The 16581-nt window shown below is 50.2% G+C and carries 13 protein-coding genes; 7 read left to right on the forward strand and 6 right to left on the reverse strand.

Features of this window, described 5'->3' with window-relative positions:
• Positions 1-35 precede the first annotated feature (35 nt).
• The 7 genes from CLV58_RS12660 to CLV58_RS12690 all read left to right on the forward strand — a co-directional run bounded on the left by CLV58_RS12660 (position 36) and on the right by CLV58_RS12690 (position 13205).
• A complete protein-coding gene (locus CLV58_RS12660) occupies positions 36-362 on the forward strand; it encodes a hypothetical protein (protein ID WP_106138187.1) in 327 nt (108 codons plus the stop codon).
• Between the two features lie 14 nt (positions 363-376).
• Positions 377-1198: a hypothetical protein gene (locus CLV58_RS12665; RefSeq protein ID WP_106138188.1), complete on the forward strand. Its 822-nt coding sequence runs from the start codon at positions 377-379 to the stop codon at positions 1196-1198.
• A 66-nt stretch (positions 1199-1264) separates the two neighbouring features.
• Complete coding sequence (locus tag CLV58_RS12670; protein ID WP_106138189.1) at positions 1265-3388, forward strand: GDSL-type esterase/lipase family protein; 2124 nt, start codon at positions 1265-1267, stop codon at positions 3386-3388.
• Positions 3389-3496: 108 nt separating this feature from the next.
• Positions 3497-6124: a hypothetical protein gene (locus CLV58_RS12675; RefSeq protein ID WP_106138190.1), complete on the forward strand. Its 2628-nt coding sequence runs from the start codon at positions 3497-3499 to the stop codon at positions 6122-6124.
• Positions 6125-6127: 3 nt separating this feature from the next.
• Positions 6128-6598, forward strand: a complete 471-nt coding sequence (locus CLV58_RS12680; protein ID WP_211300854.1) for a DUF5675 family protein — start codon at positions 6128-6130, stop codon at positions 6596-6598.
• The gene (locus CLV58_RS12685) at positions 6598-12036 is read left to right on the forward strand and encodes a hypothetical protein (RefSeq protein ID WP_106138191.1); all 5439 of its coding nucleotides are present in this window, start codon (positions 6598-6600) and stop codon (positions 12034-12036) included. Before CLV58_RS12680 ends, CLV58_RS12685 begins: the two co-directional genes overlap by 1 nt.
• A 98-nt stretch (positions 12037-12134) precedes the next feature.
• A complete protein-coding gene (locus tag CLV58_RS12690) occupies positions 12135-13205 on the forward strand; it encodes a hypothetical protein (protein ID WP_146141428.1) in 1071 nt (356 codons plus the stop codon).
• A gap of 2 nt (positions 13206-13207) precedes the next feature.
• Here the strand turns inward: CLV58_RS12690 and CLV58_RS12695 are convergent, their stop codons facing one another.
• The 6 genes from CLV58_RS12695 to CLV58_RS12720 form a co-directional block, all read right to left on the reverse strand.
• Positions 13208-13606, reverse strand: a complete 399-nt coding sequence (locus CLV58_RS12695; protein WP_106138193.1) for a hypothetical protein — start codon at positions 13604-13606, stop codon at positions 13208-13210.
• A gap of 2 nt (positions 13607-13608) precedes the next feature.
• Positions 13609-13815 carry a hypothetical protein gene (locus CLV58_RS12700; RefSeq protein ID WP_106138194.1) on the reverse strand — a complete coding sequence of 69 codons (207 nt, stop codon included), beginning with the start codon at positions 13813-13815 and terminating at the stop codon, positions 13609-13611.
• A gap of 228 nt (positions 13816-14043) precedes the next feature.
• Positions 14044-14481 carry a hypothetical protein gene (locus CLV58_RS12705; RefSeq protein WP_106138195.1) on the reverse strand — a complete coding sequence of 146 codons (438 nt, stop codon included), beginning with the start codon at positions 14479-14481 and terminating at the stop codon, positions 14044-14046.
• 120 nt (positions 14482-14601) lie between these two features.
• Positions 14602-15027, reverse strand: coding sequence for a hypothetical protein (locus CLV58_RS12710; protein ID WP_106138196.1), 426 nt, complete (start codon positions 15025-15027; stop codon positions 14602-14604).
• 214 nt (positions 15028-15241) lie between these two features.
• A complete protein-coding gene (locus tag CLV58_RS12715) occupies positions 15242-15676 on the reverse strand; it encodes a hypothetical protein (protein WP_106138197.1) in 435 nt (144 codons plus the stop codon).
• A 2-nt stretch (positions 15677-15678) separates the two neighbouring features.
• On the reverse strand, positions 15679-16218 hold the full coding sequence (locus CLV58_RS12720) for a hypothetical protein (RefSeq protein WP_106138198.1): 540 nt from the start codon (positions 16216-16218) through the stop codon (positions 15679-15681).
• Positions 16219-16581: the final 363 nt, after the last annotated feature.

Raw genomic sequence — 16581 nt, forward strand, 5'->3', positions numbered from 1 at the left:
AATTCAGTCCCTTTCCTTTTTTCTCTTTTCTCAACGTGATTGAATTCGTCAAAACCCTGGGTATCCTGCTGGATAACTTTCCCCCCGTGATTCTGAGTCTGCTGGCCGTCCCGGCCGGGGCCCTGATTTTCGGACTCATCCAGAAACAGCGGGGTATCATCAAGACCCCGAAGGAGCTGGTGGAAACGATCTTTATCGGTACGGTAACCGGCGGCTTCTGCGGGGCTCTGATTGCTCCCATGATCGGTTCGGTCACCAACCTGCCGGGCTACTGTTCCTCCTTTGTTTCGGGGGCTTCGGGCCACTGGATCGCCACCACCCTGCTACCCAAAAAGCAGGATGATTACTTACACAAACCCTAATCCGTCCATTACCGATGATCTACGGTACTGAAGAAGCCTTTATCTGGCTTACTGTCCTGCTGGGCCTTGTCAACGTATTTTTCCTCTACATCCGCTGGGACCGGACCCATGAGCTATCTACCGGTCACGACCGGGTGGGGCTTATCAGTTGTTTTGGCAGCGGGCTGTGTCTGCTGATCTGTGCCCTGACGCCCAGTCTGGCCTACCTGTTTATCTGGCTGGGACTTGGCTTTCTGGGGCTGAGTCTGGGTTACGAGTACTGGTACTTTGGTAAGTACCCGGTTAAAGTCGTCAAGATCGACACTATTCCGGCTTACAAACCCCGGTTACACTGGGTAGCCGATCTGGTCGAAGCCAACCCGGATCCGATCCGACCCAAACCCTTCTGGCAGCGGCCGTTTTCGAGGGCTGAAGTCAGCTGGGGTATCTGCTTTTTTCTGATCGTCTTCGGCTTCGACCGGGTCATGACGGCCCTGGCCTACAAGGATAACGAAGTGATTGCCGCTAAACGGGAAAGCTCCCAGGTCGTTAAATCCGTCGTCAGTCAGCAGGGAGCCCGGACCCGTTCGGCCATTGCCCAGGCGGTGGATTCCCTCCGACAAACCGATACGGTTATTTTGAACGGAATGCTCTACTACCGGATTCACCTTCAGCACCTGGACCAGCAGCAAAAGTTGGGAGACCGGCCGAAGCTGGGCAGCATAAAACCCAGACGGTCCGGAAAACTCAGCTACCCGGTTCAACCGATTGCTCCCAGCTTCGAGCAGCTGGATTCCCTGAGTAGTCCTGGTCAGTACGCCCTCTTACCCCCCGATACGCTGCGGATTCAGTTTTAGAAACCGGACTGCTCAATTGATTCAGTCTATCTCACCTACTTCACCCAGGCTTTATTTTTAGCTTTTATGGCTGCTTTATTCAATAACCCCAACGGCTATGGACTGGAACGGGAAATTCAGGAAACCATGCGGGAATCCGATATTCTGGGTCAAGATGGTACACAGTACCGGTTTACGGCAGAAGACCGGGCCAAACTCAATACTGTTGTTTCTAATAGTTTGACGTGGCGGGGAGTTTGGACGGCCCATACGGTATACGCGGTGAATGATACGGTAACAAACAACGGAAACACCTATCGACGATTGGTAGCGGGCACATCAGGAGCTAGTTTCGACCCGGCGATGTGGGAACTACTGGCCGCGAAGGGGGACACGGGTGAAATTACGAAAGCTACTCTTGACTCCGCCATATCGGGGGTGTTTTCTCCTCCTGCAATCGACGGGTATCTCTACCGGGCAAAGAACAACAACCTGAACCTAGTACAACCCTGCTTCGCTTTCGACCTGTCTGCAATCGCCTGGTCATCAGGGGCCAGTTTCACGTTTTCCTGCAAAATTGTTTCCAAGTCGGGCAACATCGTCTCTACTCCCCAGATTCGCACGTTCTGGAATGGTGTTTCTACAATCAACGACATTACGGGACCGTCACTTAACATATCGAAGTCCACGACATTACCAGCTAACCAGACCATCAGTTATGCAGTAAGCGGCACTAGCAATTTCTCCAAAACCAGCTACGTGCATGTGTTTCTGGACGTGTCACTAACCGACGGAACAGTGTCGAGCGACCTGTTAATCTACGATGTAGCATTCACGGTTTCGGGTATGCCCGGCCCAAAGCTACCGGGATCGGACCTCTACCGAGCGAACGGAACCGACACGATAACGGCTGTCACGACCCTGACCGAAGCGGCAGCTACGAAAACGTACGTGGACCAGAAAAAGGTAGAGGCACTGGCCTATACCGATGCAGTGGTTGGACCCTTGAAGTCTAACCCTGTCGTCGGGAGTCGATACACCGGAGTGGCGAACACGGTCAATCCTACCTTAATGCAGCCGATCATCGTCTTCGATACTCAGGGGATCAACTGGGCAGTCAACGATGCTATTGCGTTCACCTGTAAGCTAATCTCCCGTAGTGGCAACATCACCAACATCGCCACTACCCGCGTGTTCGTGAATGACGTAGCCGCACTGGACAGTACGGGTGGAAGCTCTGGCAACATGGGATCGGCTTCCGCCAGTCCGGGGACGGATACAGCATTAGTCTACACGGCAACCAGGGCAGCAGCGGTGAAGGCTCGTTACATCCACGTCTATATCGACGTGACACTAACCGCTCCGACGACTCCAACTACGTTCGACATCTACGATGCAGCCCTGACGGTTAAAGGTATTTCAACCGTGCGGGTAGCGGGATCGGCCCTCTATATGGCTAACGCGAACGATACTGTTACTTCGTTTTCCTATTTCGATAATCAGTTAGCCAATGTCGGCTACGTAAATACGCAGCGAGATGCCGCAAAAACCTACGCGGATAGCCTGATCTCTAGCAAGCTGAAGGGGAAAAAGTGGAACGCACTGGGTGATAGTATCACCTATGGACATGGGGTCGGTGTGAACGGGACCTACCGGGCAATACTCGCACAACGTTGGGGCATGACAGCTCGAAACTACGGAATTTCGGGTACCTGCTTGGCTGGTACGAGTAACAGCTTCGGGGCGAGTATGGCAACCCGGTATAATGATATGGACAACGACGCGGACTATATTACTGTGTTTGGCGGCACAAACGACTGGTCGGCAGCAATTCCTATAGGAGTGAATACAGACACGCCAGTGGATACGTTTAAAGGAGCTTTAAACGTACTCTGCAAGGGGTTGATTGAGAAATATCCGACTAAGAAAATTGGATTCATTAGCCCTTTAAACCATAGAACGACCAACAATTCAGGAGGGCTGTCTGTCTTGAATTATGTAGACGCGACCATCGAAATATGTGGTTTGTGGGCAATCCCTGTGCTCGATCTATATCGTCGTGGTGGCGTTCTACCAATCAACTCGGTACAAAGGGGTACCGTGATGTTCGATAGTAACAATGATGGTATAGGTGACGATGTTCAACATCCAGGCCCCGTGGGTCACGGAATGTTGGCTGACCGAATCGAAGCTTTTATGTTGATGCTCTGATATTTACTTAATCTGACTAGAATCTGTATAACCTAAACGATTCAGGTTTCCTGCTGCCCACTAAAACCGGCTTACCTTAACGGGTCTGCCGGTTTTCTTTATTTTTCTATGGCCGTTTCGTTTATTTCCCGAACCCTTTCTTCCCCCGACTACATTGCTCCGCTGGATCAGAACCTGGTATTCCAAAGTCTGATCACCCGCCAGCAGGCCTACGATAAGGGGGTACAGCAGGTGGATAGTCTACTGGAGAATCTGTCTTCCCAGCCCATCTACAACCAGGGTCACAAAGCCTACTACGAGCAGAAGGTAGGACAGCTCACCGACCAGCTCAACCGATTGGGGGGAGCCGACTTTTCCGACCGAACCACCCTGCAGCAGATCGGACAACTCTCGGGACTAGTCAGCCGGGACGGGCGGATTTTGTCAGCCATCGAAGACGGTAAACGAATTCAGCAGGCCCGCCAGCAGATCGATACCTGGAAAGCCGACCCCAAAAAGTATCCCGGGCAGTACGCTCCCCAGAACGAGTGGCTGCTGGGCCAGCAGATTCAGGCCTACAGTACCGATTCATCCGAGGGAGCCCGTTTTCAGGGCGGGGCTACCCCCTACGTCAACCACCGGAAAATCATCGGGGACCGGGTGCTGCAGATTCAGAAACAGATTGCTCAGACGGGGGGCTACGATACACTGGTCGGTGGCAAGCAGCAGTTTATCCAGACCACCAAAGCCCTAACCCCGCTGCAGATCCAGCAGATCGTTCAGGGAGAATTGGCCGGAGATCCTGCTCTGATGAACCAGCTCCAGATCGATGCCCAGTACGAAGCCCGGAACCTGCCGACCGATACACCCAGCTACCAGCGGGCCCGTCTGGCTCAGCTGACCTCGGCCCGGGACCGATTGGCCAAACAGGCCGATGACTATAACTCAGAGGGATTATTGGCTCTGACGACGGGATCTCCCGCCCAGCAGGAAGCCGCCCGGACTGAGCACCAGCAGCAGCTCAAACAGATCAGCCGGCAGATGCGGGCTTATGAAGAACAGATCCGGGCCGTTGGCTCCCAGAGTCGGGACGAAGCCGTGCTGGGGATGCACCTGGACAGCTACGTAACGGGCCTTCAAGCCGAGTACGGCTTTGAAAGTCGGAAACTTCAGGCTAACCCGATTTACGGGGTGGAGCTGGCCCACCAGGACCGGCAGGCCGCCCTTGAGCAGGCGGGTAGTCAGTTCCGAATCCGGGAGCAGAACGAAAACGACCGGTTTCTCTACGGCTGGAAAAAACAGGACGAACACCTGGACAAACAGCAGGCCTTTCAGCGGGAACAGAAACTCCTGGACCTGGAAGCTAAAACGGGTCTACAGGCTAACGGAGATGGTTCGTATTCTACCCCGGATACAGCCTTTAAAGCCGTGGACCTGGGAGCTTCCCAGGTAACGACGACCAGTCTGGAAGCCATGCAGGCCCAGAGTCAGTCGGACGCCCGGGCCCAGAACGGCCGGATTCTGGATCTGGTGGTTAGTTACGTAGGTAACGGAGACCTGCAGAAGATGGCCGGACTCCGGGCCCAGCTAACGGTCAGTACGGATAGTGACGGCAATATCAATGGGATCAAATACCCCAAATCGGTGGCTCCCAACGTAGCCGTTGCCGCCCGGCAGATCGTGGATGATTACCACCAGTATCTGCAGGGTAACGGTCATAACCCGGACCTGATTCGGCAGCTCAAACCCGAGCAGCGAGCCATGCTCCAGCAGATCGAAGTCGGAGCCGCCCAAAACCGGATTGCCCAGCAGCAGTACAAAGACATCGAACAGCAGGCCATTCGGGAATCCGGTATGACCCAGGCTGAGCTAAACCGGATGAACCAGCTCCGGCTGGAAAAAGCCCGTAACCCCCAGCTGTTTTCAACGGCTACACCCGTACCCGGCGGGGGTGGACTGGCCATAACCAGCTCGGCTAAAGCCCAGGAACTGGCCAGTCTGGAAGCCCGCTTCAAACCCGCCCAGCAGACGGTAATCGAGCAACTGGGTAAATCAGGTATTTATAACCGGGGGTTTCTGGTGACGGGAGACGCGGCCAAAAAAGACTCCGATCTCTACCGAATCGTCAAACACCGGATCGACCAGCAGGCCGTTGACCCGGCGGGAGCCACCAACAGCCAGCTCCGGGCCATTCAGTCTCAGCTGGAAAACGGGGAGATTACCCAGATGGTGGTACTGAAAGATTCCCAGCAGATCGAAGTATCGGGCTTTACCAAAAACGGAGAGGAGAAAGTACCCTTTAAGGCCCGGGTCGATTTCATGGGCTCCGCCGACTGGAATGCGGTACTGTCCGATAAACTCCGTACGGAACAGGGTGGCGGACAGAAAGCCCTGCTATCCGAGCTGGATAAAAAAGGGGCCCTGCTGGCTGGTAAACGGGCCGTAGCCTTTGCTCCGGTTCAGAGTCAGCTGGCCTTCTCGGTATCACCGGTTAAAACGAGTAGTGGCTACGGACTGGGTCTACTCTACCAGGGTAAACAGATTCCGATTCCACCCTACTTTAAAAACGGGGTTCCCTTTATTCCAACCGTGTTCCAGCAGAAACCCATCCAGTTCGTCTCGGGCGGTTTGGATAACTGGTCATCGACCAACATCGAACGGCAGCTTAAAGCCCGCTACGGAGCTACTGACCCGGCCTACAAACCGACCATTCACGATTTTTACCGCTTCATCACCGATCCCGAACTCTTCCCCTAAGCCATGATCGATTCACAAGTTGAAAAACAGGAACTAAACCTGTACCTGAACCGGACCTACTATCCAACCGGTACCAACGGATCATTAACCGACGGAATGCGGGAAATCAGTAAAACCATCGAACTACCCTGGAAGGATAACCAGCCCCGCATCAGCTGTATACCGGAAGGAACCTACCCGGTAGTGATCTATAATTCACCCAAACACGGTCCGAGCCTGCTGCTGAAGAAAGTACCCGGCCGCTCGATGATCGAAGTCCATTCGGCCAACTGGGCCATGGGAAAAGACGGTACCGGTAAAACCCCGCAGCTGCTGGGCTGCATTGCCCCGGTGACCCAGCTGGATACCGAGACGGGTGGTCGGCCCGGCGTGGGCTGGAACTCCGGTAAAGCCCTGGAAAAAGTCGAAGCCCTGACCTTCCCTGTTATCAAGGCCGGTGGTCAGGTATTTCTCCACATCCGTAAAGCCGCTTAATGAATCCCCAGGCCCCAACACCACCTAACCCTGTATTTGATCCGAACAGGGTTCCATTCGAAGGAGCCGGTGAGCCAAAACCCCTGCCCCTGTCTCCCCTGGAGATTGCCAGCAGCATTTCGGCTCCGCTGATTAAGGAAGCCGCCCGGAAACCCAGTCCGGCGGATACCCTGCTGAAGCTGGGTCAGTCGGAAATGCTCACCGGCCGGGAAGCCCAGGAAGCCAGCCGGTACACCGACGGAGGTAACACCTACCTGCGGGGCCGGGATAACGAAGCCGTGGCTGCCGCCGGGCAGGGGTTCTGGAGCCGGACCTGGAACGATACCAAAGCTCTGGTGGGTATTACCGGCTCCTCGATCCTGCAGGCTCCCCTAGCCATCCCCCAGCTGGTTAAAGCCGGGGTGAGTCTTTTGCAGGGAGAAGGAATCGACAAAGCCCTGGACTACGCTCGGGGTGAAGAAGGTTCCTGGATGCGGGGTCTATCGGACTGGCAGGATCAGCTGAACCAGGATACGACTAACTACAGCTCCAGCTGGGCCCGGGAGAATCCCTGGAAGAATTTAATTCCCGGTTACGGCGGAGAAGGCGGTACGGACTTTGGTAGCTTGGTTCGCTCGGGTGGGTTTGTGCTGTCAGGCATTGCTACCAGTCTGGCCGAGGGAGCCCTGGGGGCGGCTTTAGCTCCGGTAACCGGCGGAATTTCTCTGGCTGCCGTTGGTGTCGATCTGACGGGTAAACTCGTCCGGGGTTTCAAGGCTTTATCAACCATCGGAAAAAGTCTGGATAAGCTGGATGATGCGCTACGGCTCAAACGGGAAGCCGAAGGAGTTCTCCACGGGGTAGACACCATTCAGGGGTTGGGTAAGCTCTGGAGTGGAATTGATACGCCACTGGGTAATCTCTCCACCCGATCGGCCCTGCACGGTTTCTTGCTGGCTAATTCCGAAGCCAGTCTGGAAGGCTACGGAGCCGAGAAGGAACTGGAGCGGACCCTGCTGGATCAATACTACCAGCAGACGGGGCAGGAAGCCACGGGAGAAGCCCGGAGCCGGATTCAGTCGGTGGCTCAGCAGGCCGGTAACAGTACCTACCTGTGGAATCACGCCTTACTGGGAGTGAGCAACAAGTTTCAGATCGATTCGATCCTGAAAAACTTCTCGGCCACCAAACAATTGTTTTCCGGACTGGAAGGTGATCTGTACCGGGCCGAACGAAAGACAGGTACCAATGTATTCGAAGCCGTTCGGCAAGGTAGTAAACCACTGATCAGTTCGGCTCCCGAAGGAGCCAGCTGGTTCAGCCGGGGTTTAGGAGCCGGTAAAGCCGTGGGTACCCAGGGCCTGCTGAGTCTGTCCGAAGGTCTGGAAGAAAGCCTGCAGAAAGCCGTTACCGACGGAACCCAGAGCTACTACCAGTACAAATACAACCACGGTGGTAAAGCTGATTTGCAGAACGGACTCGATGCGGCCACCCATGGGCTGTCGGAAGCTTTCGGGACCAGCTCAGGCTGGACCGAGTTCATCGGCGGAATGCTGATTGGTTCTCTCTTTGGTGGGGGCAGTAAGGCCCTCTTCGACTGGCGGTCGGCTCCCGGCCAGCAGAAACGGGCCGAAGCCCTGGCCCAACAGTTCAACCTGTCGATGCCGGACTTTCAGCGGGTTATTCAGCAGCAGCTGACGGGTAGTCTGGCCGGAGCCGATCTGTTGACCAAAGGAGCCGAGACCAACGCGGTGTTGGGAGCCAGTTCCGTGGGAGCCCAGGCGGCCAGCCAGGGCCAGCAGCGGATTTTTCAGAACCAGAAAAACTCGGCCGAGTTTTCGTTTCTGTATCCCTTCGTCCGGCAGGGAGCTGATTCGGTACTGAAAGAACAACTGGATTCCTTTAAACAGGACATCGAAAAACGGCCCGACGAATTCCGGCAGGCCTACGGTATTGACGGCTCGGTACCAACCGATAAACTCCGGGGAATCATCGATCACCTGGGTACCAAACTGGAAAGCCTTCAGCGGGCCCATGATCGTTACGCTCCGCTGTTTATCAACCCGTATAAGAAGGACCCCTCGTCGGAAGACTACCGTGACTTTGAAGCCTACCGGGCCGAGCTGCTCCACAACGATTACCTCCGGCAGAGCTACGGGGAGCGGATAGCCAAGCTTCAGGGTAAAACCAGCCTGCTGGGGGAAACCGACTGGACGTCCCCTGCTGGCTGGAAAGCCCGGAAGGGACAAATCAGTAACCGGCTGACCGAGCTGGACAGCTTGATCAGTCTGGCCAAGCAAAGCCTGGCTCCTACTGGTGACCGAACCAACCCGACGGATGAGGAAGTAGCCCGGGTGGACCGGCAGCTTCGTTCTCAGCAACGGGCTGAACGGGAAGAGCTGGAAGCCCGGCTGTCGGCCATCGAGCAGATTCAAACGGGTAACTTTACCGACTATGACGCCGTACTGGATACGATCAAGGCCGAGCTGACCCATCCGGACATGGGTACGGGTCTACCGAAAACGATCACCCATACCGAACTGGCCCAGCTGCTACAGGACCGCTACGACGTCGGGGAGCTTCAGGCTTCGATCGATAAGCTGACCGAGTTATTCAACGGATTGAGCAGCCGGAAGGGCTTCGAGGATTACCGGGTAACTACGGATCGGTACCGGGCTAAACAGGTTCAAAAGGAACTGGAAAAACTCCTGTCCAGCCGGACGGCCCTGCGGGATGAAATCGTGGGTCAGTTCGATTCAGTAGCCGATGCCGAATTGCACCTGGGTTCCCTGGATGAGCTGACGGCCCGCTACGGATCCGACTACAACCAGAATCCGGACTCGGTTCGTACGGAGCTGGGGCAACTGATTACCGAAAAGAAAGCCGAAAAAGCGGACGAAAAAGCCCGGCGGGATGACGAGATCCGGATTCTATCCGAACTGGTTAAAGGGGATCCCCGGGTGGCTGCCGTTCAGAGCCGGGCCGATCAGACCGGAGCCGAACTGACAAAACTTATCGAGGCCCAGACGGGTAAACCGGGCGAAGATCCCTTGACCCTATCCCAGACAATTGTCCGGCAGTACGAGACAAAATTCCCGGTAACGTCAGAGACGGTTTCCGATACGGACTGGAATCAGTTCGTCGATACCGGAAAATTACCGGTTGGTTCAACCGTAGTTGACAAACTAATTCAGAAAATTAAACTGGGTCAACCGCTGGATCAGCGGGAAACCTCCCTGTACGGAGAACCGGCTATTGCCAAACAGGTAGAAGCAGCTCTAAAACAGGCGGCTGAAAAACCCAAGGCTCCATCCCTGTTTGATCTGGGTACAGCGAGTACCGAAGATGACTCAGAGAAAGTTGAATCCATTCCCAAACCGGTTGACAAAAATACGACATCAGACCTCGTCACATCCGCTGAAGCTCAACCGGTTAAGCCGATTCGTAGTCTGTTCGATCTGGGAACACCCGGAGAAGTCGAGGATGAAGCTAATCCGGTATTCGATCCGATCAAACACGGATTGAAGCTGGGTATCACCCCAATCGAACGGGAACGGCTGAATCCCGAGCAATTGACAGTACTGGATAAAGCTAAGACCATCAATCCGGCAATCGAGGAACTCTACACCCGGCTGGGACGTCCGGCTATGAAGCCCGGTAGTCTGGCCAACAAGTTCAACACGACCGGAATGCTGCTCTTCGACGGTAAGCCCATCTACGCCGACCCGGACAAGCTGGAAACGGATCCGGTTCTGCGGGCTGAATGGGAAAAAGTGGTAAACAGCCGGCAGAATCTGATACGGGCTCAATCGGCAGGTACACCCCTATCGCAACTGTTGGACTGGTCAGTACTGGACCGGCAGCAGGCGGGACTATCGGACGAAGCTACGACGCTGTCGATGGATCCAGGCCTGCAGCGAAGTTCGGTTCCCTACTACCTGGTGGGCCGGGACAAGCAGTCCGGGGTCGGCAGTCTGGTGATTCCCTTATCGGAGAGTTTACGGGTTAATTCGTTTGTCCTGCCGATGCTACTGGAACAGCCTGGCTTCTCGCCGGCCCAGCTAAGTCAGCTACGGGAACTGGGACCGGAAAATCCGCTATTGACCCAGGTTCTATCGATTACGGGAGAGCCAGGTTACCGATTCTTACAGAAGGCCCGGCTAGTCAATGCCGTGGAAAGCTTCGGGGAGTACATGGCCGCTGCCGAACGATTCAACCGGGATACCGGGCAATTGACGGGTTTGCTGGATAATGGACAGGTTAGTCCGGAGCTGGTTCATCAGCTGGACCGGCTGCAGCTGGAACTGGCCGCCAGTAAACCCTTTACCGATCAGGGCCTGGTACCGGTAACGGAGATGGGTTTTGGAATCGATGGAAAACACCTGATCGTCCGTAAGAGCCGAACCGAATCGGGAGTTGTTGAAATTAAACAGGTAGCTTCCACTTTGGATAACGATGTTACTATTGATGAAGAAGCGTTTGCCAGCTGGCAACCAGTGATCCAGCAGAGCCTGCAGAATTACCAGGCGGCCCGGGTCAATGATCTCTACGACGGGTATTACTACATCAGCAGCCCCTCATCGAGCAGTAACTACGTGTACGGCTTTCGGGTAGTATCGCCCGACGGGATGGCTAAGCTGGAACAACTGATTCAGCGGGGTGAATCGTTTAGTCCTCAGGAGCAGTCGTTCTATCTATCAATCGGGCAAAAAGAGTACCGGCTGGAAGTCCGGGGGGATAAACTGAATGAAGGTAAACTGAGTCTACAGCTGCAACCGGCCGATCTGGATGGGAAACTAAGTAAGACTGAAAAGCAGCAGCAGACCTGGTATTCCCCCTCGATCGACGTAGCCGGGGTTCGGTCGGGTCAGAAAAAACTGCTGGACGAGCTAAACCGGGTAGCCGGTGAACTAAAACAGAAAGACGGGAAAGCTACGCCCATCAAACCGATAATCAGTCAGGTTCAGCTGGACGAAGCCGATCGGTATAAACGCATGGTTCAGATCAGCTCTCCGGCCGTATTCCGCCGGGCCGATCTTCGGTGGAACCTGTTGCAGCCGGCCGGGGACGAAATCGTGTTGAATCTGCCGGTAAAGCCGGTTGTTCAGACGGGTATGGAACAGCTACCTGCCGTATCAGGGTCTTCTCCGGAGAACTCGTTTATTCATTCAAGTCTACAATCATTATTGGATCAGGGTGTAAGTCTCGATCTATTGAAAGCAGTATCGGAATGGATAAATGAGAATCCAACGGATATTGTTAATCTTTCGGGAATGACATTTACGGTAGACGATTTATTGGAGCTTGATCCAACAGACGAAGATCAAGTAGCTGCTGTATATAACGATATGACCAGTGTACAAACAGGTAGCTGGCACCCAACTCCGACAACCCGGCTGCAACAGAGTCCGGACAACCTGGATCAGATCGTTGACCGTTTAATAAAGCAGTGCCACTGAGTCTGTTGATTTTTTACCGTTCGATAAAAGAGCCTACCGATGTAACTATCTGGTAGGCTTATTTTTAAGCAATACATACTAGAATAAATACGACTGTTATGGGCACATATCCTTTGATTGTAATTCCTTCAGTAATCAACAAAATCATTCTAGGTGATATACCAATTAACCCTCCTCCACGACTTCCTACTAAACCAACTATACCAACCGAACCGAAGAAACCGGATTTAAAGCCTATAGCTGATTTTCCATTATTGGTTTTGATGAAGTATGGATCCTTCATTACAGGATTTGCTTCATTCATTATTTTTGTCATCAATTTATTAAATTTAGAAAGAACTGGACGCTTTACTTTACTACCTACCCTATTATTTATATTCTTTGGCTGGAGATTATCTCGCTATATAACCAACAAGAAATTAGATGTCATTATAGACAACCAATACTTAGAAAGTAATTACGAATCAGACGTTGAGAATTATAAAACCTTTGAATTACCCCAATATCAAAAAAACGTTCAACACTATCGTACGTTATACGATTCATACAAAATTACCAAAAAGAGATGGGAAGAAGAGTTAACAAAAAGAGAAGATGAAAAATATAAAGCAAGTTTGAAAACTGAATTAATTACAATTCTACTAAAAGGTTCAAAAACACTTATTAAAAATAAAAAGAGAATAATTAAAGGAACTTCTGAGGAATTATTTTTATATTCATTAAATACACATTTTCCAGGAAAAATATTAACCGGTTTTAGTATACCTGTGGCGGGGGAAGATTATTTATATACACCCGACTTTATTCTATTTGAAAAAGAACTTAATCTGTATATCGACATAGAAATAGATGAGCCCTACGTTGGCCGTACCGGAGAGCCCATCCATTTTATAGAATCTTCTGATCAAGTACGGGATGCCTGTTTTATAGAAAACAATTGGATTGTCGTTCGTTTTACCGAAAAACAGGTTTACGGGTCACCAACGGCTTGTTGCCATGAAATAGCTCGTGTAGTTAATCAGATCAAACCTATCTATGATTGGGCTGACCCGAGTATTACTGTAACCGTAGAACCACAGTGGACACTACAAGAAGCCATTCAAATGGCTAAGGATAATAGCCGAAATAAATATTTACCTTTTTTCAACTGGTTTTCACCAGTTAAATAACGTTATTGTTTATTTCCTGTGACAGTCGTTGTTGTATACGCTTTATCACTATCTGTATTAGCTATACTACCAGTAACGGCTGTGTAGCTAAAACCATTTTCGGTAAATTCTCCTGTCAATTTTTGATTGGTATAACTGGGATCTCCAGTAAATGTTTTACCATTCATAATAAGTTCTTGTCCACCCAGTTGTGAACTAGTTAATAAAAGACGATCCTGAGAAGAGCCTTTCTTTATATCAACCGAACTAACCCCTTGTTGGGTGTTATAAATAGTACTATTGATTGATACAACCTGTTGATAACGTATGGAATACGTACCCGTATAATCCGGCGTAGCTTCAGTGGATTTACAGCTACTACCCAGCACAACGGGTAATAGCAGATAATACAGCTTTTTCATAGTTAAGTGGTTTGTTTGTAACCTATATATTCATATTGGGATTCGGGAATGTTTTTCTGGTTTTGATCTATAAGACTGATTACACTTGTAAATCGTAAACCTTCATCGGTAAAGGTTCCAACAATACTCGGATTAGGAATTTCAGGATCGTGTACAAATTCATTACCTGTTAATACAACCTCAAATAGTTCTTCATTATCAGGAATCATGAGTAATCTGTTTTTAGATGATCCCCGTTTGATAGTTAACTGTGAGACCGATCGTGTAACATAATTGATATTTACCGGAAATAAGGTCTTTTTTGAACACCTGACGGTATACGTACCCAGGTATTGGTTGATATCTTCGTTCATTGGGTTGATAAGTAAGTAACCATTGTTCTCCTGATCTCAGGATCAATGGTAGTACTACTTACTCACGAAGTCAACTCCTATTGATTAAGCGGCAATCTGATAAGTTACAAATGTATGTTTTTCGGGAGTATACAAACCTACCTTTTCACACTCAGCCCGGGTAAAAAACTCGATGGTAAAATCCATGGTGTTCTTTTTCCGGGCTGCTTTTTCCAAAGCATACCGTTTGTCGGTTACACCGGTTACGTCCTGTAACCAGCCTTCTTTTTTGATCTGGTAAGCCCAGTGCTCACAGGCTTTGAACGTCCGGTTCAGCTTGCAACAGGCTTCCTTGACCAAGCAAGTGTCTACTTTACTAGTGTCACCATTTGGAAACACCGTGTCTACTAAAAAATACAGTTCTTCATCTGACCAGATAGCGGGGTTAGCCGAATGCCCGTTAATCGTATAATTACGGGGAGATTGTAAACCATTGATTCGTTTCATAACTTTAACTATCAAATCACCATGAGCCTGGCTCATGGCTTGTTTTGGATTAAATGTTTGGAAATAAAAAAGCCCTCCGGACCTTCCGGAGGGCTTTTTCGGTAAAATGGATTACCGAACGGCTAATACTATACGTACGTTTTACGGATTGACTATTTACAGTCGAACGTGTCCTTCTTTGATGGTGAATTTGTAAGCCGGATTTTCCGGGTCGTCTTCGAACTGAAACAGCTCGACCATGTACTGGTACTGTTTATCCAGAAAATCAGCAATGTTCAATTGCTGCAGAATACCTGGGATTTTAAAACCATACCCTTTACCTACTCGTTGAAGCTTCAAAATTTGGTCGTCTTCTTCGTTAGCTTCAACAGGCATTACGATCAGTTCTTTGGCCCGACCTTTTCCCGGTGCTTTACCGACTTTGAAGTAGCCATCCAATGGCGTATCCAGTTCTTCAATTACTTTAGTGTGCAGTACGATCTCACCCCGTTTGGTTACGTTGCCTTCTAAAACGGGGGACGTTTGGGGACGCTTTAACTGAAAATCTTTTCGGTGAAAGAATTCGACATCAACCTTTTTCATGTTAGGGATTTGTTTGGCGTAATTTGGACACGATTAACAATCGATACCACAAAGGTAAGTATCCGTTCGTATAAATGGTTCGACATTTGTACAACCCAAATAGGATTATACTATAACTCAAATATACAAAAATTACTTATTGGTATACGTCTCAAGTATACCAAATTACTAGACAAATTCCTATATTGATTTGATTTTACCGGTTGATCAGCTCTTAATGAAGGACGTGGACCCGGCGGTAATCCGCCAGGATTGACTTGACTTCCTCATTTTCCTGTCCGTTAATCCAATGGAGTTGAATGGTGTATCCCTGCTCCCGTTTGAGCGCGTACCTAAGTTCCAGTGTTTCATTGCTATACCGTTGGTATAATTTTTCTACTTGTTCGGTATAACCCCATTCCAAATACTTTCGAATGAACTGTTGATCAGTGAAGACCTGAATCTTTTTGTCGGCAGGTTGATGATCTGATAACCACTGTAAACCGTCTTTGACAGCCAGAAAACCACCAATAATGTTTGTTGAATCAGCTATATCGATCAGGTTTACCTTAGAATCAACCAGAAGGTTATTCTCCCGAACGGTATACGCCGTATGAATTGGTCCGCCTGGATTCGGGTAGCAATGAGCGGTGGTGAAAATTTGAATCATCGTTAGAGTGAATCGAAACTGAATTTAGGTTGAACTTCAACTATGGGTGATTTGGGAGGCTGGGTAGCACCACGCTTCTGGTGAGCCACAATCTGTAAAGCAGCCGGGTTATGTTTTTTGAAATATTCTATCCGGTTACCGTTAAACAGGTAATGGGGATTGATCCAGTATTCATTCATACACCGCCGAGCCAAGAATCCATTTTTGATTAACTGCTCAATCGAAGCATAAAAAGTGGGGCGGCTGAATCGTACGGCTTTACAGACGTCAACCGCTCGTAGTTTGACAATATCCTGGTTCTTCTTCAGGGTATACGTTATGTGTAAGAGTAGATCCCGGGAGGATGGACTCAGTACCCCAAATACCAGGTCTTCGGTTGTCTTATCATAGTAGAGCTTACAGCTTAATCGTTGATCACTGTAATACCCTTTCCGTAGTTCTTCATAATCGAGGGTTACATCTTCTTCAAAAACAGTTTTAATGGTTGACGACTGAATGACTCGTATTACCGGCAGTCGGTACGAGTAGATAAAAGGATTCATAAAAGTCTGATTGATCCGCAAGTAGTAAAGATTTCTAACACATTTTTGGTTCGATTTGGTTAACATTTTTGATACTCTTAAAAGTTAATATTCTTTACCATACCCCTATTTTTCTACCGTAAAACATATAACCCTTCATTGATCCAGTATAACTATAACAGGTTAAGTTAGAAACACCCTATGCTATTTAATTGGTAATCAATAATCTATAACACATTTTTATGTTAACTTTATACTAACACGGGAACCCACGGAAAAACGGGAAGCTTGGATTCTTTTCCGGATTAAACCTGAATAAATCCGAATTGAATTACGGACCAAACTCGTCCATTCAGGCTCCTGACCCGGTGAAGCAGTTCGGTT

The organism is Spirosoma oryzae, from assembly GCF_003002825.1.
Classification (GTDB): Bacteria; Bacteroidota; Bacteroidia; order Cytophagales; family Spirosomataceae; genus Spirosoma; species Spirosoma oryzae.

Bases quoted from the DNA above. Each gene is read 5' to 3' on its own strand.
- CLV58_RS12665 (WP_106138188.1), top strand. From the start codon at position 377: ATGATCTACGGTACTGAAGAAGCCTTTATCTGGCTTACTGTCCTGCTG.
- CLV58_RS12670 (WP_106138189.1), top strand. From the start codon at position 1,265: ATGGCTGCTTTATTCAATAACCCCAACGGCTATGGACTGGAACGGGAA.
- CLV58_RS12675 (WP_106138190.1), top strand. From the start codon at position 3,497: ATGGCCGTTTCGTTTATTTCCCGAACCCTTTCTTCCCCCGACTACATT.
- CLV58_RS12680 (WP_211300854.1), top strand. From the start codon at position 6,128: ATGATCGATTCACAAGTTGAAAAACAGGAACTAAACCTGTACCTGAAC.
- CLV58_RS12685 (WP_106138191.1), top strand. From the start codon at position 6,598: ATGAATCCCCAGGCCCCAACACCACCTAACCCTGTATTTGATCCGAAC.
- CLV58_RS12690 (WP_146141428.1), top strand. From the start codon at position 12,135: ATGGGCACATATCCTTTGATTGTAATTCCTTCAGTAATCAACAAAATC.
- CLV58_RS12695 (WP_106138193.1), bottom strand. From the start codon at position 13,606: ATGAAAAAGCTGTATTATCTGCTATTACCCGTTGTGCTGGGTAGTAGC.
- CLV58_RS12700 (WP_106138194.1), bottom strand. From the start codon at position 13,815: ATGATTCCTGATAATGAAGAACTATTTGAGGTTGTATTAACAGGTAAT.
- CLV58_RS12705 (WP_106138195.1), bottom strand. From the start codon at position 14,481: ATGAGCCAGGCTCATGGTGATTTGATAGTTAAAGTTATGAAACGAATC.
- CLV58_RS12710 (WP_106138196.1), bottom strand. From the start codon at position 15,027: ATGAAAAAGGTTGATGTCGAATTCTTTCACCGAAAAGATTTTCAGTTA.
- CLV58_RS12715 (WP_106138197.1), bottom strand. From the start codon at position 15,676: ATGATTCAAATTTTCACCACCGCTCATTGCTACCCGAATCCAGGCGGA.
- CLV58_RS12720 (WP_106138198.1), bottom strand. From the start codon at position 16,218: ATGAATCCTTTTATCTACTCGTACCGACTGCCGGTAATACGAGTCATT.